Annotated in this window: 20 protein-coding genes; 9 read left to right on the forward strand and 11 right to left on the reverse strand. The window is 40.1% G+C overall.

Going from position 1 to position 25,079, the window contains the following annotated elements:
* Nucleotides 1-125: 125 nt before the first annotated feature.
* On the forward strand, nucleotides 126-1,412 hold the full coding sequence (locus HWQ39_RS30695; protein ID WP_292853725.1) for a hypothetical protein: 1,287 nt from the start codon (nucleotides 126-128) through the stop codon (nucleotides 1,410-1,412).
* 94 nt (nucleotides 1,413-1,506) lie between these two features.
* Here the strand turns inward: HWQ39_RS30695 and purU are convergent, their stop codons facing one another.
* From purU to HWQ39_RS30730, 7 genes are all read right to left on the reverse strand, one after another.
* Entirely contained in the window at nucleotides 1,507-2,361 is an 855-nt protein-coding gene (purU, locus tag HWQ39_RS30700; RefSeq protein ID WP_292853726.1) for a formyltetrahydrofolate deformylase, read from the reverse strand.
* Nucleotides 2,362-2,387: 26 nt separating this feature from the next.
* Entirely contained in the window at nucleotides 2,388-3,011 is a 624-nt protein-coding gene (locus tag HWQ39_RS30705) for a DUF4340 domain-containing protein (RefSeq protein ID WP_292853727.1), read from the reverse strand.
* An 84-nt stretch (nucleotides 3,012-3,095) separates the two neighbouring features.
* Nucleotides 3,096-4,859 carry a Gldg family protein gene (locus tag HWQ39_RS30710; RefSeq protein WP_292853728.1) on the reverse strand — a complete coding sequence of 588 codons (1,764 nt, stop codon included), beginning with the start codon at nucleotides 4,857-4,859 and terminating at the stop codon, nucleotides 3,096-3,098.
* A gap of 283 nt (nucleotides 4,860-5,142) precedes the next feature.
* Nucleotides 5,143-5,955: an ABC transporter permease gene (locus HWQ39_RS30715; RefSeq protein ID WP_292853729.1), complete on the reverse strand. Its 813-nt coding sequence runs from the start codon at nucleotides 5,953-5,955 to the stop codon at nucleotides 5,143-5,145.
* Nucleotides 5,956-6,966 carry an ABC transporter ATP-binding protein gene (locus HWQ39_RS30720; protein WP_292853730.1) on the reverse strand — a complete coding sequence of 337 codons (1,011 nt, stop codon included), beginning with the start codon at nucleotides 6,964-6,966 and terminating at the stop codon, nucleotides 5,956-5,958.
* Between the two features lie 250 nt (nucleotides 6,967-7,216).
* Nucleotides 7,217-8,659, reverse strand: a complete 1,443-nt coding sequence (locus HWQ39_RS30725) for an iron uptake porin (protein ID WP_366932312.1) — start codon at nucleotides 8,657-8,659, stop codon at nucleotides 7,217-7,219.
* A gap of 23 nt (nucleotides 8,660-8,682) precedes the next feature.
* On the reverse strand, nucleotides 8,683-9,255 hold the full coding sequence (locus tag HWQ39_RS30730; protein WP_292853731.1) for an iron uptake porin: 573 nt from the start codon (nucleotides 9,253-9,255) through the stop codon (nucleotides 8,683-8,685).
* Between the two features lie 854 nt (nucleotides 9,256-10,109).
* Between HWQ39_RS30730 and HWQ39_RS30735 the strand changes: the two genes are divergently transcribed.
* Both HWQ39_RS30735 and HWQ39_RS30740 read left to right on the forward strand, forming a co-directional pair.
* Nucleotides 10,110-10,502, forward strand: coding sequence for a hypothetical protein (locus tag HWQ39_RS30735; protein ID WP_292853732.1), 393 nt, complete (start codon nucleotides 10,110-10,112; stop codon nucleotides 10,500-10,502).
* A 192-nt stretch (nucleotides 10,503-10,694) separates the two neighbouring features.
* Nucleotides 10,695-11,954: a tetratricopeptide repeat protein gene (locus HWQ39_RS30740; RefSeq protein WP_292853733.1), complete on the forward strand. Its 1,260-nt coding sequence runs from the start codon at nucleotides 10,695-10,697 to the stop codon at nucleotides 11,952-11,954.
* Between the two features lie 260 nt (nucleotides 11,955-12,214).
* Here the strand turns inward: HWQ39_RS30740 and HWQ39_RS30745 are convergent, their stop codons facing one another.
* Nucleotides 12,215-12,805, reverse strand: coding sequence for a DUF411 domain-containing protein (locus tag HWQ39_RS30745; protein WP_292853734.1), 591 nt, complete (start codon nucleotides 12,803-12,805; stop codon nucleotides 12,215-12,217).
* Between the two features lie 747 nt (nucleotides 12,806-13,552).
* The gene (locus HWQ39_RS30750; RefSeq protein ID WP_292853735.1) at nucleotides 13,553-14,014 is read right to left on the reverse strand and encodes a pyridoxamine 5'-phosphate oxidase family protein; all 462 of its coding nucleotides are present in this window, start codon (nucleotides 14,012-14,014) and stop codon (nucleotides 13,553-13,555) included.
* 514 nt (nucleotides 14,015-14,528) lie between these two features.
* Between HWQ39_RS30750 and HWQ39_RS30755 the strand changes: the two genes are divergently transcribed.
* From HWQ39_RS30755 to HWQ39_RS30780, 6 genes are all read left to right on the forward strand, one after another.
* The gene (locus tag HWQ39_RS30755) at nucleotides 14,529-14,744 is read left to right on the forward strand and encodes a bromodomain-containing protein (RefSeq protein WP_292853736.1); all 216 of its coding nucleotides are present in this window, start codon (nucleotides 14,529-14,531) and stop codon (nucleotides 14,742-14,744) included.
* Nucleotides 14,745-14,804: 60 nt separating this feature from the next.
* Nucleotides 14,805-15,356, forward strand: a complete 552-nt coding sequence (locus HWQ39_RS30760) for an alpha/beta hydrolase (RefSeq protein WP_292853737.1) — start codon at nucleotides 14,805-14,807, stop codon at nucleotides 15,354-15,356.
* A 108-nt stretch (nucleotides 15,357-15,464) separates the two neighbouring features.
* Entirely contained in the window at nucleotides 15,465-16,037 is a 573-nt protein-coding gene (locus HWQ39_RS30765) for an HdeD family acid-resistance protein (RefSeq protein WP_292853738.1), read from the forward strand.
* A 178-nt stretch (nucleotides 16,038-16,215) separates the two neighbouring features.
* Nucleotides 16,216-18,300: a family 10 glycosylhydrolase gene (locus tag HWQ39_RS30770; RefSeq protein ID WP_292853739.1), complete on the forward strand. Its 2,085-nt coding sequence runs from the start codon at nucleotides 16,216-16,218 to the stop codon at nucleotides 18,298-18,300.
* A gap of 257 nt (nucleotides 18,301-18,557) precedes the next feature.
* Entirely contained in the window at nucleotides 18,558-19,643 is a 1,086-nt protein-coding gene (locus HWQ39_RS30775; protein ID WP_292853740.1) for a spermidine/putrescine ABC transporter substrate-binding protein, read from the forward strand.
* Between the two features lie 21 nt (nucleotides 19,644-19,664).
* On the forward strand, nucleotides 19,665-20,558 hold the full coding sequence (locus HWQ39_RS30780; protein WP_292853762.1) for an ABC transporter permease: 894 nt from the start codon (nucleotides 19,665-19,667) through the stop codon (nucleotides 20,556-20,558).
* Nucleotides 20,559-21,054: 496 nt separating this feature from the next.
* Here the strand turns inward: HWQ39_RS30780 and HWQ39_RS30785 are convergent, their stop codons facing one another.
* Nucleotides 21,055-24,684, reverse strand: a complete 3,630-nt coding sequence (locus HWQ39_RS30785) for a hybrid sensor histidine kinase/response regulator (RefSeq protein ID WP_292853741.1) — start codon at nucleotides 24,682-24,684, stop codon at nucleotides 21,055-21,057.
* Nucleotides 24,681-25,061 (reverse strand): four helix bundle protein, encoded by a 381-nt coding sequence (locus HWQ39_RS30790; protein ID WP_292853742.1) that lies wholly within the window; start codon nucleotides 25,059-25,061, stop codon nucleotides 24,681-24,683. The genes HWQ39_RS30785 and HWQ39_RS30790 overlap by 4 nt, the downstream gene beginning before the upstream one ends.
* Nucleotides 25,062-25,079: the final 18 nt, after the last annotated feature.

Raw genomic sequence — 25,079 nt, forward strand, 5'->3', positions numbered from 1 at the left:
TAAGTTTTCAGGCTTAGTATGCCCAGATTTAGACAAAATTTATTAATATACCGAATAAATACGGTTATGTTTACTTTTTTATACCAGTTAGGCTCAAGAAAATTAGCTTTTAGCAACCTAAAAATATGCTGTTCCAATTTGCGCCTGCAATTCAAGCTGGTATTGATGCTGGGAAATATCTACAAGTCTTTAGCAATGGAGTACCCTTAAGCATGGCTAGAGATACAGTTACCGGACAGTTTGTTAGCCATGCTATTGGTGCTACTGTTAACAACAGCCCTTTATCTCCACTGATAGCAGTTTCTAATCTAGTGGCGAGTGGGGCGCAGATGTATCAAACTCAGCAAGGCTTTACAGCAGTACTGAATGGATTGCAAACCATACAGACTAGCTTGGGTGTGCTGCAAGCAACTACAGCCTTGATTGGTGTGGGAACGATCGCAGGTGTCGCATTAACAGCAGTCAACCTGCATCAGACAATGAAATTAAGAAAAGAAGTAGAGCAAATGAGACTGGAAGTCAAAAACGGTTTTATTGACTTGAAACAAGCCTTAAGAGACCAAGGAGTAGAAATTAGAGAAATAATCGAACAAGTAGCCCAAGACATCAAATTTGAACAACACCGCACAGCTTTAGTGAGAGCGTATGGAGTGTTTATCCAGGCGATGAACCGCTTTCGTTCAGCCATGCAATTACAAGATTTCAGCCGAAGAAACGCTGAAATTGATGGCGTGAGGGGAATGTTATTTACAGCTTTAGCAGATTACAGCAATCCGCATCTACTAGAAGAAACCTGTGCAGCCGGTCAACTACGCAGACTTGAATGCGCGTGGGCAATTGAACAGGCGATTGTTGTAACTTATCAAGTGCAGAGTGAAGTTTCAGCAGTGAGCGATCGCCTGTCTCATCTCCAAGATAAAATCTGTAAAGATGCTCTCACTGTAATTAATCGCTGCGAATCACATGATGAGCTTGATTTTCTCTTCCCCGAAATTATTCGTATTAAAAATCATGATTTAGCAGTATTGGATTCGTGGCAAAATCATGTTGATTGGATGCAATCGCTTCCTTCATCAGAATTAAAACTTTTAGCTAGCGCTGATTTTAATAGTCTAGATACTCACAACTCTACAATCAATTTAGCTGAACCGCCAGAACAATTAGTCTATGAGAGTTTAGCCGAAAAGTCTCATTTCTATTCGCTTCGTGACCAGTTGTTATTTCTATTTGAGCCTGAACTACGTCGAGAGTACGAATTTTATATTAGTGAACAAGCTGGAATTACTGGTTATAAAACATTAGTTACATCTAATTTACAGCAGGCATCAGACCTAACTGTTGGTAATCTTTATTACTACTTTAAAATCAGAGATAAATCAAAAGATGAGACAGAGTTAGTTTCAGCTAACTAAAACACCTACGTCAATTCTTGAAATAATTATTTTCTCAAGTCCACATAAGTGGACTTTTTTGTATAGCTGCAACTTTAAGTAACTTGAGCATTATTTACTCGAATACTACTGTTCTATTACCATAGACTAATACACGATTTTGTAAGTGCAATCGCACTGATCTTGCTAATACAATTCTCTCTAAATCTTTGCCTTTTCTCACCAAATCATCAACTTCATCACGGTGACTAACTCGCACTACATCTTGTTCAATAATTGGCCCTGCATCTAAATCAGCAGTGGCATAATGTGCTGTTGCACCAATAATTTTCACACCACGTTCAAAAGCTCGGTGATAAGGGTTTGCGCCGATAAAAGCTGGTAAAAATGAATGATGTATATTAATAATTTGCGGAAATTGACTAATAAAATCTGCACTCACAATCTGCATATATTTTGCCAATACAACTAAATCTATTTTGTACTGGCGGAGTAATTCTAGCTGTTGGGCTTCTTGTTCTGCTTTATTATCTTTATTGATAGGAATATGCTGAAAGTTAATATTAAATTGTTCTGCCACTACCTTTAAATTAGAATGGTTGCTAATAATTAAAGGAATTTCAGCAATAAATTCTTTGGCGCGTTGTCGCCAAATTAAATCAAATAGACAATGGTCTTGCCGACTTACCCAAATAGCAATACGTGGTACTGTATCAGAAAAACGTATTTCCCACTTAGCATCTAAAGGTTGTGCAATGGCATTAAATGCAGGGGCAATAAATTCTCGCGGCAAATTAAATCCATCTAACTGCCATTCAATGCGGGTGAGGAATAACCCAGCAGCAAAATCTGTATGCTGATCTGCATGAATAATATTACCACCGTTAGAATAGATGAAATTGGCAAACTTCGCCACCAATCCTCGTCGATCGGGGCAAGAAATTAGCAATGTTGCTGTCGGACTTGTCATAAGAATATCGCCAGAGTTGGAATTAATTATTTGCTGTTTGTCGGACTCGGTTTAGGAATGATCAGTGGAGGAAGTTTCTGACTATTATCTATCGGTTGTTTCCACTCTGATAGTTCCCGATTCACGGCATTGGCAAAATCTGTAGATACTAACAGCACATTTATATTTCCATCTGGTTTAACAGCAGAGTCAGCTTGAGCATACAAGAAACGACCGTTAAAGTTAGATTTACCTAAAATCAACTGATGGCTTTGTCGGTTTTTCAAGGTGATATTGATAGTTGCTTGGGGTTGATCTAAGGCAAATTCTCCAAGCTGTTTTGCTGGGGTTGATAAAGTGCGATCGCTATTACCCTTGACCAACAAATCCATTAAATAAGAAACAATAGCGTCATTTGCTGGGCCCGATATCGGAGATTTGATTAACCACTTGGGGTTACTAGATTCAGGTCTACGTTCCAGGTTCAAGGTGAATTTTTTTGTCTTGACTGTTAGAGACTGTACATCATCTTCTCCAAAAGAGAAAATTTTCTGTTTTTGCTCCTTGATTTCTTGCCGCTGAGTTGCACCTCGAATTTCATAGAAGTAAACAAAACTACCTAAACCTAGCGCTAGTAGTATCAAAATTAAAGTCGTTCGCGGCAATTTCATTTTTTAATCATTTGTCATTTGTCATTTGTCATTGGTGAAGAGTTAGTATTTATAACTCTTAACTCCTAACTCCTAACCCATTTCTTACCGTCGTTTCCACCAGATAATAACTGCCGCCGCCAACCCAATTAAAGGTAAAAATAACAAAGACGATACTATTAAAAGATTCGCTTGGGTGGTTGTCAGGGTTATCCGACGATTTTTCGGTTCTTTGGGGCGAATGGAAAGGGATTGCTGGTCTTGTTTACTCAGCCAAGTAACTGAATTGAGGAATACATCTCCGTTTAGTTGCTGTTGAAACAAACCATCGGTGGCGAAATTAGAATTTCCTAAAACCACTAACCGCGACTCAGTGGTTGTTTGAGATGAGGAAGCAGGGGGAGATGAGGGAGTGGTGGTTGGTGATGGAAGTGTTAAAGCTTGCGGAGTTTTGGCAGAAGAATTAGAGCTAGTTTTGCCTTGGGTGGTTGGTGATGGAAGTACCTGCGGAGTTTTGGCAGAAGAATTAGGGCTTGTCTTGCCTTGGGTAGTTGGTGATGGTAGGGGTGAAGGTGTAGGTAAGGCTTGGGGAGTAGAAGTAGATTTGGGTGTTTGTTTTCTAGTTAAGGCAACACCCAAAGTCAGAGGCCCTTTAAGGTCTTTATCTGCATTAAACTCTAATTTTTCGCTTTGGAGATCGCTTTCTGCCCAACTGCTGGGATAGGGTTTGGTTCGTAGCAGAGGAGTAGCTTCAACACCAGGGACAGAGGTAATTTCCAGTGGTCGCGAAATCGGATAAAAAGAGTTACCGTTGCCGAAATCTTTGGTAATTGGATGTTGACCGTATTCTGTTACTAAGGGGGCAGCAGGGCCACGTCCCACGACGCTTTCTCCAGAAACATCTACGGCTAAACGATTATCCAGACGAACACCCCACTCTTGTAGCAAGCTATTAAGTTTAGGATCGGTATTAGGATCAATCATTAGCAGTAAATTACCGCCTCGATTCAGATATTGTTGCAAGGCGTTGACTTCGCCCTGAAATAACTCTCGCTTGGGGCCAGCTACAATGACGACAGTTGCATCTTGAGGAACTTTCGAGGTTTCTGCTAGATTCAGCGGTGATGTTGTGAAATTTTTGTCGCCTAATCCTTGAACTGCTTGTGACATTGCACCTTTACCAGCTGAAAGTTGGCGTTCGCCATGACCTTGCAGTAAGTAAACTTTGGCTGTGCTTAAATTTGTTAGTTGTTGCAGGCGGCTAGTTAATCTGATTTCCGATAGACGTTCATTTTCATTTATTGTCTGTACTAATTGCCGTTTATCCCCAGATTCTAAGTAAACTTCCCCATAATTTTTGACGCCAAACTTTTCTGCAAGTCCTGGTCTAGCTTCGGGGTTGATGTATTCATATTTAAATTTTGAGCTTTGCCGCTGATAATTTTCTAGCAGTTCTCGGTCTTGGGGATTTTGGTTAATATCAAACACCCACACTTTAACTGGCTGTGGTAAAACGCTTACTAATTCCCGCGACTGGGGCGCAAGGGTAAATAATTGAGATTCTGTTAAGTCTGCCCGCAGATGGTAGCGAGTCCCCAAAAAATTAATTAATCCCAAAATTGCTAATATTGCCAGAGTCACCACTAAGGCATTAGTCCCTGCTTGGGTAGAACGACGGTTCCACCAGTTAGTTTGGTAACTTTGCCATATTATCCCCAATCCACTGATAACAATTCCCGTAATTATAAATACTAATGGAATTAGTCCCCACTGTTCAGAAACTAATCCAACTGTTAAGCCGACAGTAATTAGGAATGGGCCCAACCAAAACAGATATTTCCAAAGTTTCTTTTTTGCAACTATCTTCATATAATTTGTCATTGGTCATTAGTCATTTGTCTAAAAATAGTGACAAGTAAAAATATATGGACGAAAATTGAGTGACTAAAAATAAGTAAGACAACTGAATAACAATTCAAAATTCAAAATTTAAGACATTTTAGACGGGGATTTAACCCCGATTTAAATGGGTACTACATGTAGATGTAGGGGTCTTAAACCCTTTAATTTACAATAAATTCAGGGGGATAATTAATTTTGAATTTTGAATTCGGAGCGTTCGCCCTTGGCGTCTCGTAGAGAAGCAACATGACTATTGTCTTTGAAAGCGCAGTGCATCAATTGATTGAGCGGTGAGAAAGATGCCCAAAAAAATGTAACTGGCGAATAAAATCAAGGTGCTGGTATCGAAAATCCCTTGAATTAAGGTGCTGTAATGTTTCAGCAATGATAGATAACCTAAAGCTTCGCCCACGGGGCCAGGGACAATTTTGCCGATTAAATCAATCAATAACAATAATAAAATGACTGCAAAGGTGAGAACGGCAGACAGAATTGTGCTGTCTGTTAATGAGGAAATAAACATTCCGATAGATAAAATTGCTGCTGCTAGCAAGATTAATCCAAAATTACCCAGCAAGGGAATTGAGAGCGACATTGGTGGATTTGAGCCGCTGATGGCGATCGCTTCAAACACTATCATGGGTACAACCATTGTGGTCAGAAATGTTACTACGCCTAATAATTTACCCACAGCTACCGCCCAATTGGTGATTGGTGAGGTGGCTAACAGTTCTAAAGTGCCCCGCTTACGTTCTTCAGCATAAAGTCCCATTGAGAGGATGGGCAGAATAAACAATAATAGCCACTCCATACGTTCCAAAAATATTCGGACAAATTCGTAGGGGACATCTATGGGTGGTACTGGTACTCCCAACTGTTGCCCTTGTGCATCCATTGCCGCCACTCCTACCAAAATGCCATCTGGCCCTAGCAAAATCATCACGAAGAATAACCCAGCAAGGAACCAAAATATGCCTGCGATCGCATAAGCTAAAGGCGATACAAAATAACTCTGTAACTCTCGCCGATAAATGGCAATAATATTACTCAGCACTATACCCATTTAGGCTGCCTCTCCTTCGTTGTCTGCTGCTAAGTCTACCTCAGGATCGAAATTCTTTTCTTCTGTGGTCAGTTGCAAGAACACGTCTTCTAAGGTAGCGTTAACCCGCCGCAGTTCATGTAAACCGAATCCTGCACGCACTAATGTTGTGGCAATATCCTTTCCTGGTTCTTTTCCTGGTTGCGATATTACCCGCAGGTAAGCGCGATTTTCCTGGGGTTGATGACCGTGGATTCCGGCTGTGGGAATTGATTCTATCAGACTCACACCCGCGACTTTTTGCAATACCTGTTTCGCGAGAGCAGCTTCTCCTTCTATTTCCAACTCATACCCAGCACCACCTGTCAACTGAGTCATCAGGTTTTCTGGTGTATTAGTTACCACAACTTTACCGCGATTGATGATAGCGACGCGGTTACAAGTCATGCTCACTTCTGGCAGAATGTGCGTGGAAAGAATAATTGTGTGCGTACCAGCGAGGCTTTTAATTAAATTCCGCACTTCAATTATTTGTCGAGGATCGAGGCCAACGGTAGGTTCATCCAAAATGATCGCTGGGGGATCGTGGACGATCGCTTGAGCAATTCCTACCCTTTGGCGGTATCCTTTAGAGAGTTTGCGGATAATCACCCGCCGCTTATCTTCTAAGTTGCAGCGTTCGATGGCGGCTGTTACCTTATTGGGGCGATCGCCTGCTGGAACTCCCTTAATTCGGGCGACAAAATGCAAAAATCCCTCCACCGTCATCTCTGGGTATAACGGCGGTGTTTCGGGTAAATAACCAATACGTTGGCGCACAGCCAGAGAATTTTCATGGACATCATAACCAGCAATCCGGGCATTTCCATTGGTTGCCGGTAAATAACCAGCCAGAATCCGCATGGTTGTGGTTTTTCCAGCCCCATTGGGGCCTAACAACCCTAAAATTTCCCCAGGTTCGACGCTAAAGGTGACATCAGTAATTGCTGGGGTAGAGCCGTATATTTTACTCAGATGTTCAACTTCGATCATCAGTATAGTGGCGATCGCAATTTATAGAATACCCAATAATCTTAGATCGCAATATTGAGTATGGGGGACTGGCACTAAGATTCGCCGACAATGGGTAAAGTTCCTGAAAAATCTCTTTGTATCAAATTGAAGAAGAATTCAGAAGTCCCGAAAAATGGTTGAGTGAAGCGATTAACGAACCTAGATATTCGATTTCAACAACATTCACCCAACTGCATTTTTCGTTAACTACTTCTATTGAACTGGCGCTTTAGAAGGTAAAACTAGTGCGAAGTGCGCCTACAATTGCTGTGTCATTAGCACTAAAGCCTTCTGGGCTAAAGATCAAATATACACCAGGGGTAATGGAGATATTGTCATTGACCCGATAGTTATAAAACGTTTCTAAATGGTAGGGAGTCGCGTCTTCTGGACGAGAAGCAATTCCCGCTACAGATTGTCGGTAAAGCGGCTGTCCAAAAATGAGGGCTGCGGTATTTCCTTCATGGAATATATCTCTAAAATGCAGCCCAGCCGACCAGCTACTAAAGGTTGTAGAGGCATCTACATTCAAGAGATTAGCAAAAAGCAACGCACCTGATAGTGAGATGGATGTTTTCGGTGCAAACCGCCACGTTACCGTTGCACCAACAGAATTTACATTGATTGGCTCATCAAGAGTTGCTAGTGTAGCGTCACCACCAACCCTTGCCAGTTGCGCTGCATTGGGAGTAAATCGAATAGAAGCAATATCAGCGCTACCCAAGCCTGTACCTAAAATGTTAATTGTGTGATAGCTGTGTGCGTAGTTGATGCCGATATCAAGAGTTGAAATTGGTTTGAGGGTCAGTTGTGCAGCAATTGCTTCTGTACCGTTAAAGAAACCTCCCCCCAAAGGTGTGTTCAGAAGACCATTATCTTCTGGTATTGAAGCTGAACCACTACCATAAATAACTCCGAGTCCCACTTGTTTTGAAGGATTCCACAAGAAACCAGCACCCGCTAGTAAACCAGTACCAGAAGTGCCTCCTGTAATTCTGACGGCAGCGTTGTAACCTGCAAATCGAGAGATTGCGCCTTGACTATCGCTAGCGTAGGGAGTGATGGCAGGAAAAACATCTGTAATCTCTGCATTCGTTCCACCAAAAACAATAAATTTCTGAGACAACGGTAAGACATAAGCTAGCTTGTAAAGACTAACTGAATTTGCTCCGCCATCGGGTTGTAGTGTCTGGGGGTTAAAACCAGGAAATTGAGGTTCAAAACTTAACTTGGTTGAACCTGCGCCAAGAAAACTTGAATTCGGCAGTAATTGGCCTTGAATGTTTCCTCTTTCATAAAATGAACCTGTTGATCTGAAGTTGTAAGCTTGGAGTCCAACAATGAACAGATCACTGCCATTAAAGCTACTAGTAAGATTGAGTCTGACGCGATTATTGAAGGCTAAATTAGCATCTTGGCTACCTGGTTCTCCACCTGTAGCTGTCGATAAAGAAAAAATCGCTTCGCCATTAAGTTTAGTTGTGGTAGAAAACTGTTGCTTCTCTAAGGTAGCGGTGCGAGTTTCTAAGGCATCTACTCGACCACGTATTGTAGCAAGTTCAGCTGCAAATTCTTCTTGGAGTTTTTGGAGAGTAGCTAAATCTTCTTTGCTAACTAAATCAGCAGTACTAGTAGCAATCAGTTCGTTGATTCTATCTAAACAAGCATTCAATCCAGCAGCAAATTCATAACGGCTTAAGGCTCGATTCCCTTTGTAAGTACTATCAGGATATGTTGCTTCTCTAAGGTAGCGGTGCGAGTTTCTAAGGCATCTACTCGACCACGTATTGTAGCAAGTTCAGCTGCAAATTCTTCTTGGAGTTTTTGGAGAGTAGCTAAATCTTCTTTGCTAACTAAATCAGCAGTACTAGTAGCAATCAGTTCGTTGATTCTATCTAAACAAGCATTCAATCCAGCAGCAAATTCATAACGGCTTAAGGCTCGATTCCCTTTGTAAGTACTATCAGGATATCCCACAATGCAACCGTAACGCTCTACTACAGATTGCAGTGATTGAAATGCCCAATCTGTGGTCTTGACATCTGATAATTGAGATACAGAGTTTACTTGAGCGATCGCATTAGATTCTAGAGAATTAGAATTAGTTAAAGAAACACTCCTGTTGCCGTTTTCTGCGCTCTCAAAATTGTTTAAAGTACTGCCAGCAATTGGTTTTGCATTGATAGGAGATGCACCCAACAAAATAAAAGCAGTAAGTAAGTACAGCCAACTGATTTTTCTAGTACACATTAATTGGTAGTAATTCACACCCGTTCCTCACACACAAAATAAAACACCACTCTTTGTTGTAAGTACTGTATTACTCACAATCTAAACTTAGCCTGCCAAGACAAGCTCTCAGAAATCAAGTCATCTTTTTGTGAAGAGTTTGCCAATTAACTATCTATGACAATCTCTGCCGTACAAAATTACTTTGTACAGCATTCACACAGTAATATCTAAGCTGATACATCCACTAAAAGCAGTTGTAGCTTTTATCAAGCCCAAAATCGGGATTTTAACAATTACTTAGCCATAAGTAAAGACTTTATTCCTTGTAAAAATGGGTTTTTAAAATTTTAAACTACTTAAGCTTTATAGATATACCAGATTTTCGATAGTTGGTATTATGGATTTTTTACAAAAATAAACATTTTAAAATTTTTTACATCCACATAAATAAAATTAAATGATATTTTTTAATGGAAAACTGATTTTTGATAATATTAAAATATATAATCTAAGCGTTCGTGCAATCGAGAATGAGTTTGATGAAATAAGGGATGCTAGAGAAGCAGGTGATTAGAGCAAATGATTGATTTGCGATCGCAGGCAAGCAATACCAATACTAGAGAAATCCTGTAAGTTATAGCCAATCCCTCGCCAACTTCTCGACAAGACGCACTCGCATTCAGCCAAGCTTGTTGAGTTAATTAAATATTTTTTTATTTGGAAGTCCCTAACTGAGTCTCCATTCCTCTTTGTGTTGCTCAATTAGCTCACCCTTTTGGGTGAGTCATATATCAACCGATCAGATGACCTGGACGAAGGAAGCTGAGATTAATAATAAAGAGGACTCTATTAGTAAAGAACACCGATTGCATTTTACCTAAGTATAAATTATGAAACTTGTTACATTAATAAATTCTGCACTTATTTTTGCTTCTATTACCTTTGTACCTGGCATCGCTAGCGCTCAAACAGCTAGTAGCAATAGCAATGAAACAATAGCTGTTAACTCTAAAAATATATCCACTAACTCAACTGCTGTGAGTTACCTACAACCCTTGAATCTAGTAACTTTTGCTTATCAAGGAGGTCTGCAACAACATGGGATTCCGAGCGGAGAAGCGCTAGTACTTGGAACTCAAAACAGAAATATTCTGGCGAAAGATGTGGTTCAAGCTGCTGTTAATGCAGATAAATTACCATCACAATTTTTAAACGACCAAAATTATCTCAGTGCTGTTAATTTAGAACTCAAGGTATTACCCGACTACGCTGCTGCTGATTGATTTGGTTTTTCTTATATTTAAAGTCTTTTATACACAGAGAATACGGGGTATAAAATAAGGTTTAATATTGAAGAATAACTTCTGGGTTTTTAAGAGAAGTTGTGCCTATAAGTTTCACTTATCCTGTGCTAAAGGTACAGAAAATTGTATAATCAACAGCTTATTAACCAAAAATTTCGTTTTCTATAGAGAATGACAGAAGTAATTAGATCCGGGAGCCTAAATAACATTGAAATAGGGGCTGGGGATTGGGGATTAGGGATTGGGGATTGGGAAAATTTGGATGGGAATTCAGATCCCAGCGAAATCTTAAAGGAATTTCCTGCCCAGTCTTGTTCGGACTTCGGCGTGAGTGCTACTTCTCTACAAGGGGCTGCGCCAACGACACAGCTTAATACAAGTCAGTCGAATGCTGACACCCACGGTGTTAGCCGAGTAAACAGTACCCAGTCGCAGAACGCCGAGGATTCCTCAACTTTGGCGCAGCAATGTGGGGAATTATGGACGCAACCTGTTGAGTTCATTGAGTTTGAAGAACGGTGCTTAGAAAAAGCTAGAGAAATAGGCGATGCCAATGGTGGGCAAAGTCAACCCAATGAAGAAGTTATTTCTTTGGGAAGTTTGGGTAATGCTTACCAGTCATTAGGCGAGTACCACCTAGCAATTGAGTTTTATCAGCAGTGGTTGGATACGGCTAGAGAAATAGGCGATCGCTTGGGGGAAGCTAAATCTTTATCTGGGTTGGGTAACGCTTACCAATCGCTGGGAAAATACCAGCGAGCAATTGAATTTTATCAGCAGTGGTTGAGTATCACTAGGAAAATTGGCGATCGCACTGGAGAAGGCATTTGCTTGGGAAGTTTGGGCAATACTTATGAATACCTGGGCAAGTACGAGCAAGCGATAGAGTTTTATCAGCAGTGGTTGAGTATAACGAAGAACATAGGTGATTGGACTGGGGAATGCCTAAGCCTGGGAAGTTTAGGCAATACTTATGAATCGTTGGGAAATTACCAACTGGCAATTGAGTTTTACCAGCAATGGTTAGGGGTGGCAAAATTCATCAGCGATCGCAATGGCGAAAGCATGGCCTTGAGTGGGTTGGGCAGTGCTTATAAGGCTTTGGGACAGTACCAAATGGCCTTTGAATTTCATCAGCATTCATTAGAGATCAGAAGACATCTCGACGATCGAAATGGTGAAGCAAACGCCTGGTTTAATTTGGGTTTGGTGTTAGAAAAAATCAATCGAGAATCAGAAGCGATCGATGCCTTTTGCAATGCTCGCGAAATCTATCACGCAATCGGCCTTGATGCCAGCCTGCAAGATTGTAACCATGCCATTGAACTTCTTTCTCAAAATGTTGCAACCTTCACATCTGGCTTCTGGTTTGGGAAATGGTTAAATAATTTGTCGCAGTTGATTAAATCTGGTTCTAATAAACATCTCTAGAAATTAAATATGCGTTATTTAGAACCCTTGTAGAGATGTGGCAGTGCTGCGTCTCTACGCCCATTTTCACTCATATCTCTAATGAGTAATATCATGTCCGGCAAATTACTAGACATCTCCAGAAATTAAATATGCCATATCTAGAACCCTTGTAGAGGCGTAGAACTACTACGTCTCTACATTCATTTTCACCAGATGTCTAGTATTTAGCCGGACATGATATGTAATTGCCATAAATAATATAACTCGTTCTAATTCACTCAGGAATCAGCGCGATACTTATTGAATACTGCAACTGAGTTTTGACGATCAAAAGAAAGCACAGAAAACGGATCTTTTCGATTCCCCATCTCCATACCAGGAGTACCTACAGGCATTTGGGGAACAGATAAACCAATAACATTTGGCTTTTCTTGAAGCAGACGTTTGATATCATCTGCTGGGACGTGTCCTTCAATGACATATCCGTTCACAATTGCTGTGTGGCAGGATGACAAATTATCCGGCACATTGTACTTTTGTTTGACTGTTTCGATGTCAGACGTAGAGAAGTCTGTGATTTTAAAACCCTGTGCCTTTAAATGATCAATCCACCCGCCACAACAGTTACAATCGGGACTGTGATATACAGTGGCATTTAGCGCTGTTGGTTTTAATGGTGTCTGTTGATCCTGAATGCCTCTATTGGAACTTACTAGTTGAGCATGAGCATAACTCATAGAAGCAGTGCTTCCCCAGATGCCCAAAACCCCTGCTGTTAGACAAATTATTACCACTACTCGCACAGCAGTAGGTATCAACATGGGAAGTAAGCGTTTTTGCCAGCAGTAAATAAATTGTTTGGGCGACATTTTAAGACTTCCTAAATACAATATTGCAGAAATTTGTAGCTATTTCTCTTCAAAAAGACTCTGCATACTTATCCGCTTACTTTGTCTTCCTCTACGTTTAAAAGGGCTACGATATAGATAATGTAGCCTTTTTTAGGGAATTCCAAGAAATAAATTATCCAATATTGTGGGGTGGGCAACATGAGCGCCCAGTCCATAATCTCGCTCTCGCGTCGTTCACCTCACAAAAGTTAATTGAATATTTTTTATTTGGAAGCCCCTTAGAGGATGTTTGAAAAGTCTAATTTGTTACTAGCCTTGGCGATTAGAAATCGCGGCTACACGAGACTTTACCCACGGAGGTGGACTTGGTTTGTATAGTAGCAAATTATATTGCCTAATACTTTTCAAACATCCTCATAAAAGGATGTTTGAAAAGTTTTTTTCTCGGTAACAAAACGTTCTAGATCCCCCTAAATCCCCCTTAAAAAGGGGACTTTGATTCCGGTTCCCCCCTTCTTAAGGGGGGCTAGGGGGGATCAGTTAGTGCCTACAATCACGGCTAACCACTTTTCAAACATCCTCTTAGTAAAAACAGATGCTTTGGGTTGATTCATTTCTCTTGTGATGATCTGCCATGTTTTTTGCAATTAAAAATACTTAACCCCTGGCAAGATTATCCAATACTTACACGTGTGAATAATTCGTAATTGATGATTTGTATTTTAACTCTTAACTACAAATTACGAATTACGAATTACGAATTAATTAAAGGCGAGATGGTGTCAAAAAACTAATTGTTTGTGGCTGAATGCTCGATACACTCTCCCAATAATTAACCTGGTTAATATTCACCTTAAGCAAAGCAATATTGGGTTCCTCAAGCCCTTTAGGAAACCAGGTTTGAAGTTCCGGCTTCCATAGTTCTCGCAACTTGTTGCGGTCTTGTACTAGTTGCGCTGTACCTGAAATAGAAACGTATCGCTGCTGTTCGGGTGACGAAAAACTAACGTTGACCTGCTTATGGTGTTCAATCTCAGTCACTTTATGGGAATCAGCATAAGTAAAAAACCAAAGTATGCTATCAGAGTTAATCTCACCACTCTTTGACATGGGGTAACTATGCAAACTGCCATCATCATCGACTGTGGTAAACATACCATAATCAATATCTTTAATTAGTTCATGCAGCTTTTTAATTTGTTGGTTACGGTCTGTAGAAGCTGCCATTGGTTGTACTTTTTTATATTTATTTTTTCTTGGCTGTACTTTGTTGATTACAACTAAACTTAAGACTAGTAAAGCTATTTTTAATAGTAAGCTTTTTTAGCTTAAATTACGTGATTCTACAGGTATATTTTTTATAAAAAATAGCTTTTTGATTTATATCTATAGAGATATTGCTTGAGAGCCACTGCCTTAATTTTTGCACGAATTGTAGGTATAGGATTTGCGATCAAATTTAGTGGTGCGATCGCCGATAGTTTTTGAATGAAAATTTGAAGAAGAATACAGATAGCGATCGCAGTTCATGACCATATTAAGATTTGCGATCGCCACTCATAAGTATTTCACCGTATATTAATGTATTAAATCTTGTAACGTGAAGTATTCTTACTCTAATATGTTAAATTTATACCCTCTGGATCAGCCTCTTAAACCCATAGCAGGAGTATCACTTTCCATTCAGCGCCTATGATGAAGAACAAAGAAATCAAATTGCAGTATATCTGCCTTTCAACTTATGGACTGGAAGTACAGGTGGAAAAATGGCTATCGGCCAAGCCGAGATGAAGCGGCAAAAAACCCTCACTTATTAGATGAGAGTCAGTTCGAGAGCGAGCAAGACCGAAAGCTGGCGGAAGATTCTGCAAGGAAACATTTGGGTGTACCTGCACCAACCTTAGATGAAGATAAGTCAATACTACCTCATGCTGTTTCGCCTGATGAAAATGTTTGATACTAAAATATGGGCAAAAAATGCCTATATACGCTCCGTACCATTATAAAGTTAGACAAAATGCAGATTTATCAACTTTTCAATCGATTAAACAGTCGGAAATTCGCTAAGTTACTCACTCAAACAGTAGCTTTAGGCGTAGGTGCTATTGTTCTATTCTCAACCACTAATGCTAATGCTGCCGAGCAAGTTATCTTAAAGTATGGTACTTTTCAGGGGCAAATATCTGTTGAAGAATTAAGTCAGTTTACAGAGACAGGCAAGACTACCCCGATATTAACAGCTTATTTACAGGCGGCTAAACAAGATCCTGAATTAGCTCGTAAGGCACTGAAAGCACCAATCAAAGCCGATGCTGGCTTTTTAGATAGCTTACTATCTAGTTGGGCTGGGCCAATTTTAGTTAACCAAATTGGTGAGGTAGTTCATCCTCCCGCAGGACAACTAGATCAACAAGCGTTGCGAAGCGCTTTAAGTGCATCTATTAAAGAAAATGGTCAAATTACACTACTTGGAGCGATTCAGAATTATCCAAATACTTCTGTTGAACTTGAAGGTGATCGCCTCATCTCTGTTTATGAGCGTCTAAGCAGGCTTGCAGAACTTTTGTAAGTTAATACCGACGAGTCTACCCGAGTCTACCTATGGGTTATACCCTGTGACTAAAAAATTCCCTAACCTAAATTTAGAGTTTAATCTGAGCAGAGAGAAAAAATTTGTATGACAACCGATATTTCTAGAGATATTAAGAAGGATGTTAATGGATCGCTGATAACTGGTATTCTCCTGAGTGTTTTAGGAGTGATTGCGATCGCAGTGCCTAACTTCGCCACCCTATTCGCCGAAACTTGGATTGCTACGATTTTGATTTTCGCCGGATTTACAAAACTAGTTTATGCCACTCAAACCCGCGAGCGAGGAGGTTTTATTTGGAAACTTCTATTAAGCGGACTATATATTGCAACGGGCATAATGTTGTTTGTTTACCCTTATACAGGTGTTCTCACCCTAACTCTGTTGCTTGGTACTTTTTTGCTAACTGAAGGCACATTCGAGTTAATTTTGGCATTCCAGTTACGCTCCCAAAACAACTGGACGTGGATACTAGGTGATGGTATTATTACGCTAGTCTTAGGTGCAATGATTTGGTTCCAGTGGCCTTTCAATGCGCCCTGGCTTCTTGGCACACTAGTTGGTGTCAGTGTTATTTTCACTGGCATTTCACGCGTAATGCTGTCATTGAATGCACGTTCTACCTCAAATCCTACTAACGAAGTTGCAAATCCTACTTAGTAGATAGAGCATGGGGAATAGGAAAAAAGGATTATTAATGACCCATTGCCAAACTTGAGTAGTGAAAGTTTATTAAGAGATTGCAGCAGCGATGCCTACGGCGGGTTACGCCTACGCCAAGAAAATTGCTAAATTAACTAAGGAAATCAAAATCAAGGCCAGCTAGCTGCAATCAACAATGGTATCTATTGCTACTCCCTTCTCGGATATTCAAAACCATTGGGCACGCTCATTTATTACAGCCTTAGCCCAACGTGGTATTGTCAGTGGGCTGCCTAACGGCATCTATCGCCCCGATAACTCTGTTACCCGCGCTGAATTTGCTGCCATCATCGCTAACGCATTTGGGACAGTTTCCAAGAAGCGGCAGTATGTCCCTTTTGTTGATGTACCTACTAATTATTGGGCAGCAGCCGCCATTCAAACAGCTTACGAAAAAGCGTTTCTTAGTGGGTTTCCTGATAAGACTTTCCGTTCCGCTAACCGAATTACCAGAGTAGAAGTCTTAGTTGCTTTGGTAGGAGGCTTAGAAATTGCCACCAAGATAAAATCTGACCTCCTCTCACAACTTCCACAGATTTATCAAGATTCTGTTCAGATTCCTGAGTATGGTAGAAATCAGGTAGCTATTGCCACCAGCGCGGGATTGGTGGTTAGTTTCCCAAATATCAAATTACTCAATCCTAACCTCGCAGCCACCCGTGCAGATGTGGCTGTAATTATTTATCAAGCTTTAGTGTATTTAGGTAAGGCAGAAAAAATTGCCTCCAGTTACTTAGTGCAGCCGCCAATATCAACGCCGACACCGATACCAACACCTACACCGATACCGATACCAACACCTACACCCACACCAACGCCTACACCTGTCGGCAGTGTAAAGGTAAATCATAGCCGGGAATTCCGGGGTGCATGGGTAGTATCTGTGTGGAATGGTGATTGGCCTTCTAAAGCGGGACTTTCTGTTGCCCAACAAAAAGCTGAACTCACCGAGATTATTACTAAATTACAAGCGTTAAACTTCAATGCCCTCATTTTCCAGGTGCGACCAGAGGGTGACGCTTTGTATGAATCCCAATTAGAGCCTTGGAGTGCTTGGATTACCGGGACTCAGGGGAAAGCACCAGAACCATTTTATGATCCTTTAGCGTTTGCGATCGCAGAATGTCATAAGCACAATATTGAACTCCATGCTTGGTTTAACCCCTACCGCGCTAGCACTTCCACTGACCCAGCCAAAACAGTCCGTCCCCACATAGCAGCTACTAATCCAGAAAGCGTTTATTTGTGGAAAACTCAACGCTGGATGGACCCAGGACTGAAAATAGTTCAGGATAGGGCGTATAACGTAATTCTCGATGTAGTGAAGCGCTACGATGTTGATGGCATTCACTTAGATGATTATTTCTATCCGTATCCCATTGAGGGACAAGCTTTCCCCGATGGCAAAACTTATGCTGCATATAAAGCAACTGGTGGTACTCTCAGCCTTGGCGACTGGCGACGGGACAATGTTAACAAAATGGTACAGCGCCTCTACCAGGGTATTAAAGTAACCAAACCCGACGTTAAATTTGGTATTAGTCCCTTTGGGATTTATCGCCCCGGACAACCCACTGGTATTACTGGGTTAGATGCTTACAACGTCCTGTATGCAGACTCGAAGAAATGGTTAGAGCAGGGCTGGATTGATTATATCGCGCCTCAACTTTACTGGCGCACAGATCAACCACAACAAAGTTATCCAGCGTTGCTAAAGTGGTGGACACAGGTAAACACAAAGCAAAGACACGTTTACGCTGGTAACAATTTAACAGAACCAAGCAACAAGAGCCGAGAAAGTGATGAGATTGAAAAGCAGGTGAAAATTAGTCGTAGCCAAGCTGGACAGTTGTCACTGGGTAATATCTTCTTTAACCTCAGTGTTTTGACAGAAAATAGTCAGGGAATTGCTGATAAATTTCAAAGTCTACTTTATAACAAACCTGCGCTACCGCCAACTTTGCCTTGGCAAGATACAACCCCACCCCCTCCACCTATTGGACTACAAGTTAATAACCGCAAACTGAGTTGGCAGCCTGGAGATAATCAGCCAGTTCGTTCTTGGACACTTTATCGACAAACTGGCGATACTTGGATAATTGGGCGAATTTTATCTGCTGGCACAACCTTCGCCACCGTCCAACAAGCCGGAACCTATGCCGTGTGTGCGGTGGATAGATCGGCTAATGAGAGTGTGGGAACAGTTATTACAGTAAGTTGAACTGGGAATTGGGGATTGGGGACTAGAGATTGGGAAGATAAATATGTGGATTCAGACCCCAATCAAAACAATCAAGGAATTTCTTGCCCAGTACCCAGTACCCAGTCCCCAATCCCCAGTCCGACAAAGGTAAATTATTAACAGTTGCACAAGTATATACACTTAAGTTAATGTTTAAGCTAGCTATCAACATTGCAATTAAAAAGATATCTAAAATGAATTGGCAACAATATAAAAGATGATTGACTATTAACTTAATGACTAACAGACGCCAATTTTTAAAAGGAGTGGCAGCACTTTCTGGCTTATCTTTAGCTGGTTGTGGCTGGAAGCTGGCTGAAGTACGTGCTAATTCTAATACGAATAGTCAGCGTGACCAACTTTATATCTTTACTTGGACACAATATACTGACAACCAATTATTGAAAACCTTTAACACCCAAACTGGCATAAAAGTGCTAGCGGATGTGTATGATTCTAATGATGTCATGCTGGCTAAATTGCAAGCTGGAGGCGGTGGCACTTACAGTATCATCAACCCATCTGATTACATGGTGCAGAAGATGGTAGACAAGGGTTTGCTAACAGAAATAAATCACGATCGCTTAATCGGTCTAGAGAATTTATTTCCCCGGTTTCAGAATCCTAGTTACGATCGCAATAACCGCTACAGTATCCCTTTTAACTGGGGGACAACAGGTTTACTTTACAATTCCGAAAAAATTAAAGATGCACCACAAGACTGGGATTATCTTTGGCAAAATCAAGAGCAACTTAATCAGCGGATGACTTTGCTTAATGATGTTCGAGAAGTAATGGGTGCAACGTTACGAATGCTAGGTTATTCTTACAACTCTAAAAATGAACAAGAAATCAAACAAGCTTATGAAAAATTGAAGGTGCTAAAACCTGCGATCGCACGTTTTGATACCGATGCTTGGCAAAATCAAATCCTGGCAGGAGATTTACTACTAGCAATGTGTTATTCAGCAGATGCAGTGAAAATCTCTCAAGAAAACCCTAAACTAAAATATGTGATTCCTCGTAGTGGTTCTTCATTATGGACAGACACTATTGTAATTCCCAAAACAGCACCCAACAGGGCTGGAGCCTATGCTTGGATTAACATGATTTTGCAACCAGAAATAGCGGCCCAAATCAGTCAACGCCTAAACATTTCTACACCAAATAGCGCCGGATTTGAGCAATTGCCAAAAATAATCCAAAGCAACGTTAATTTGTTTCCGCCAGAGTCACTTTTAAAAAATTGTGAACGTCTTGCTCCTGTACAGGAATTTGAAGAGGTTTACGATCGCTATTGGACTCAATTAACTAGTAGTTAATTGATTTAGGAGTTAGGAGTGATTAATTTGGAAAAAAATAATATTTCTAAAATAGAAGAATTGCATCGCCCACAAGTAAATTGGCTCCAACCCTTGATATTACTTGCACCATCTGGGATTTGGTTATTACTTTTGTTGGTGTTGCCAGCTTTGATAATTTTCGAGTTAAGTTTAGTTGCAGATATCCGACCAGGAGATATAGTTAACCCCAACGGATTCAAAAACTACATCCGAATATTTGACTCTCTTTACCTGCAAGTAATTGGGCGATCGCTATTTTTTGCGTTTGGCACTACAATCATTTGTCTAATTTTGGGCTTTCCCGTCGCCTATTGGATTGCTCAGATAGCGCCGCAACGTTGGCGAAATTTACTGTTACTAGGCTTTGTCCTACCTTTATGGACTTCTTCGTTACTCCGCTCTTATGCTTGGATTACAATTCTTCGTCCTACTGGCTTATTGAACAGTTTATTCAACAATTTAGGCTTACCTACTTTGGAATTACTGAACAATAGTCAAGCTGTATTGATTGGCATGAGTTACAGCTTGTTACCATATATGGTTTTGATTTTATATGCCTCTCTCGAAAAACTAGACAAGCGGTTACTAGAAGCGGCGGCTGATTTAGGTGCAAATCCGGTGGAAACTTTTTTCCAAGTAACTGTACCGCAAATCTTTCCGGGAATTGCGGCTGCATCCATGCTTGTATTCATCACAGGTTTGGGGGATTTTGTCGATCCAGAATTACTCGGTGGTGCTTCTAGTATGACGGCGGCGCGGTTAGTTTATAACCAGTTTCTTGGAGCAACCCAAAATTGGGGATTTGGTTCAGCCTTGAGTATGACGTTAATTTTACTTGTTAGTATTGCGATCGCACTTTTAATTAAGTTTGGTGAAGTTTCACCCAAACGCTAAACTTTTAGTCACCGGATTTTAAATTTTAAATTTTGGATTGAAGAGTCAAAATCTATCTTGGAGAGTTTGCTTCAAGTACGCACACAAACAGAGTTTCGCACAGAAACAATCTAAAATCCAAAATCCAAAATCCAAAATTGTTTTGACGAGCAAGGAAACCGTTATTTGACAGATGCAGAACAGCCACAACAGGAGCGCCAAAGGGCTGAACAATTAGCCAAGTATTTACGTTCTATAGGTTTATATCCAAATAATCTACCTGGTAATTAACTAGACGCAATTAAATATAAAATGTCATTGCGTATTCCTTCGGAGAACCCGTAGGGTACGGAACGAAGTGAAGGGTGGCAATCTCAGTCTTTGCAATTGCAACTCTTAGAGACGCTCCGCCAACACTTCGTATCCTGCGGGAAGGCTTACACCAACGCAATGACGAACTATCTTATATTTATTTAGATCCACCTACTTAATTAAGGCGATGGTATTTCTAAAAATATCAATGATTTGCCACTATTAGTAAATTGTCTAAACCATCTGTCTTACTGTTAATTAACTCCTTAATTTTAGAGATAAACTCATGCTCTAAAAAAGGCTTAGTAAAGTAAGCTTTTGCACCCAATTCTTGGGCAAGTTGGCGATGTTTTTCAGCACTACGAGAAGTGAGAATCACTACAGGTATTTTTGCTAAATTTGTGTATTGACGGAAATTGCTCAATAACTCAAAACCGTTCATTCGTGGCATCTCTAAATCGGAGACGACAATTTGAATCTCAGGATGTAACTGTAACTTTTCTAAAGCTTCTACACCATTTTGAGCTTGTATTACTTGATAGCCAGATTTTTGCAGAGTGAGAGAAAGAGTCTGCCGGAGGCTAATTGCGTCATCTACTACTAAAACAACTTTTGGTGATTTATGATCTGGCTCTTGAGAATAAGTTGGTTGGGTTTCTATGGTTTCTATAGTTGTCGTGGAAGTCGATGCAGCCAGTAATGGTGTAGATGAAAAAGTATGTCCTGATATTGGCAAGACTTTTTGATTTGTGGAAGAAGCTGAAGCAACTGGTAGCGCTCTGATATTAAGTGTTGTTTGTTGGATATCGCTAGATTTTACTAGCAACGAAGCATCAATTATTAAGATGAGATTACCATTAGCTAAACTACTGCAACCATAAATGTATTTTGGCGGTGCGATCGCATTTCCTAAAGGTCTAATTACTAGTTCTTGTTCACCAATTATTTGGTCAACTTCTAAAGCAACCTTTCCCTGATTTCGTCGCAACAAAAGCACAGGATTTTTCGCTACACCTGAATCTTGAGTATTTGATATGTTGTATGGAGTAGTACTATTCAAGAATGAATCATTATAATCAATCAACTTTGAAAGTTGACGGAGGCTGACCATAGTCTCATCATTGTCTGTGTTCCAAAGTAAGACTTTTTTACCTTCAATTTCTTTAATCTGTTGTTCAGAGGGAATCACTATTTTTTCGATACTGTCCAAAAGCAGACCATAAATAACACCTTTGGCTTGAACTAGCATTAACTTTTCTGTAGTCATAGAAAAAGGAATTTTGAGTATGAATATTGTTCCTTGGTTGGGTAAAGATTGAACAGAAATAGAACCGTTAAGTGCGTGCATCTGAGTACGGACAATATCTAAACCCATCCCGCGTCCAGAAATTTCACTCACTTTATTAGCAGTAGAAAATCCCGGCGAAAATATCAAATCTAAAAGTTCAGGTTCAGCTAGATTAGAAGCATAAGCTCTAGTTTTTTCTTCAGTTTGTATGGGATAAAATTCAGCAGCTTTTCTGCGAATTCTGTCTAAATTTAGTCCCTGACCATCATCACGAACTTCGATAACAGTTTGGCTACCCTGATGATAGGCGCAGATTTCGATTAAACCTTGTTCTGGTTTAGCAAGCTGTCGGCGCACTTGTGGAGTTTCAATACCGTGGTCAAAAGCGTTACGTACTAAGTGTAACAAGGGATCGTAGAGCTTTTCTGCGATCGCTTTATCTACCAGTACTTCACTACCAGTAAGTTTCAATTCTACAAGTTTGGCATGAACATTCCCCAACTTATTTACCATGTGGGGGAAGCGATTCAAGATATTGCCCAAAGGCGACATTCGTGCTTCTACTAAGCTATCTATAATATTAAGAGTTAAATTCTCTTGTTTGTCACTAATTTGAGCAGCTTGCGTCACGAGTAAGTCAAGAGACTCTGTGGTTTCTTGTAGTTGCAGTGTCTCTTCTATTGCTTCATGCAATGTCAGATGAAACTCTGTATATACATCCATTTCCAAAGAGTCAAAATTCACTGCAAAACTTTGCGTTTCTTGTGAAGTAATATTTTGTATTTGTAATGGTAAATCACGTAACTCATTTAAAGTTGTTTGATGTCTATTGAGTTGCTTGATTAATTGCTCAATTATTTCTTTGACTTGTTCATCTTGCAAACTACGCCGTTTTTGGTAAATCAGCAATTCTCCTGCTAGATAGTTGAGGTGTTGTAGTCTTTCTGTATCTACCCGAATAAATGAAGGTTGGCGAAAATTTTTAGTTTGAACATACTGCGATTGATCTTCTATTTCTTTATTGCTTTGTGTAGAAATATCAGGCATGACTTCAATAGCTGTTTTAGGAACATCTGCAACTAACTGCTCACTGACAGCTAAGGAATCAAGCTTTTCTGAAGAATCATTAATCTGAGTCTTCACGACTTCAACAGCAAGATTTTGGTTAGCTTCTTCTCCCCATATTGCTTCTAACAAGTTATCAGTTGGTTGAGATATCTCTTTAACTACTAATAGCGTTTGTAACTTAGGACTATCCAACCAATTTTTTTCTTCGCCACTCACAGGAGGATAATTTTTATATTCTTTTGCTAGTTTATAAATTTGATATTGTAATATTTTAATTCCTAAGAGGTAGCTGTCAGATGCTTTCAGAGAATATTGAAACTTTGCAGCTGCAAATAGGATAATTAAGATAATCCCACGTCGATAAATACAAAGACTTGGACTATCTTCTTCCTCTTGAACAAAATTGAGAAAATTTTTCAGCCAGGTTTCGATGTAATTAAGTAGACTTTTTCTCTCTAATGTGGGAACTAGTAATGTCAAATTAAGTTCTGACTCTGGGATTCGCATCTGGTGATTAAACCAGCCAAAAATGTAGCGGATTACTTTTAAATAAAACTTAGCAGTTGTGGGATTAACCGATTCATTTCTATTGTTATCAGATGTCGTGAGAAACTGGTAAAACTGTTCTTCATCGATGATATATATGCTAGGAGACGAATGATTTTGTAATTCTTCAGATAACTCATTCCTTACCACTGTTGCGAGTTTTCGTAAATCTGGAGAAGGTTCTCCACCAGATGTGCGATCGCCTTCTAGTACCAATTCTTGTGCTTTTTGTAAATCTGCAAGGGCAATTTCTGCAATTTGCCGCACCTGGGTGGGATTTGCTCGCAATGCTGACAGAATTGTTTGGGCAATTTCTCCCAATCCAGGTAAATTTAGAGATTCTGCCAAGCCAAAAAATACCTCGCCTTGAGACTGTAAAAACTCAATTAATTCAGCATCATTAGGTGGATTTTTAACAGCGTCAGCAATGCTATTTAAACGTTGCTCTACTCCCGTTTCAAAAACCGACTGCACAATATCAAATCCTAATTCTTCAGAAGTGGGAATCTGAGAGTCAGCACCAAAAGCATCACCCAGTTTTTCTTGTAACTGTGAAAACACTGAAGTTGCTCGATGGATAAGTTCTTGGTCGTTAACATTACTACCTATTAGCTCGGTATTTAATGCAATGCTCAGACACTCATAAGCTTGTAACAAAAGTGTTTGTAATTCAGCATCAACTACCACTTTGGGATTATAGAGAGACTTAAATACATCTTCTAAAAAATGGGCAATCATTTTAATTACTTCTAGCCCAACATTAGCAGCACCACCTTTAAGGGTATGAGTAGCTCGCATTAAATTGTGAACTTTAGCAATACTATAACCTTCCGACAAGCTAAATAGTTCTTGCTCAATAATTTGAACTAATTCTGGCGCTTCAGCCAGAAAGTAGATATATCCTTGTTCGCGGATTTCGCTATCTGTAATCATATTTTGGATTTTAAATTTTGGATTTTGGATTTGTTACGTAAAGTTTTAATTGATGCAACTGTCATTGCAAGAATTTCGGTGTTTTCTGACATCAAATTGCTCAGTTTTTCCAGCGGTAATAAACCAATCTCAACAATAAGTTCCATCCAATAAAGACTTTCATCGGCTTCTTCCTCTACCAAGCTGAGTTTAGCAATGACATCGGCGGTTGACTTACCACGACAAGCTGACCGATAGTTAGCTCCCACAGATGTTGCTGAACGGATTAGCTGCTTGCCAATTACATCTGCCGTTCGGCTCTGCGGAAGAGCTTCTACTAAGCGGATTACTCGCAATGCTAGCTGCTTTGTTCTCCGCTTAAAATCCTCCTCATTCATAATCCAAAATCTAAAATC

It is taken from the genome of Nostoc sp. NMS8 (assembly GCF_017115045.1).
In the GTDB taxonomy this organism is placed as follows: Bacteria; Cyanobacteriota; Cyanobacteriia; order Cyanobacteriales; family Nostocaceae; genus Nostoc.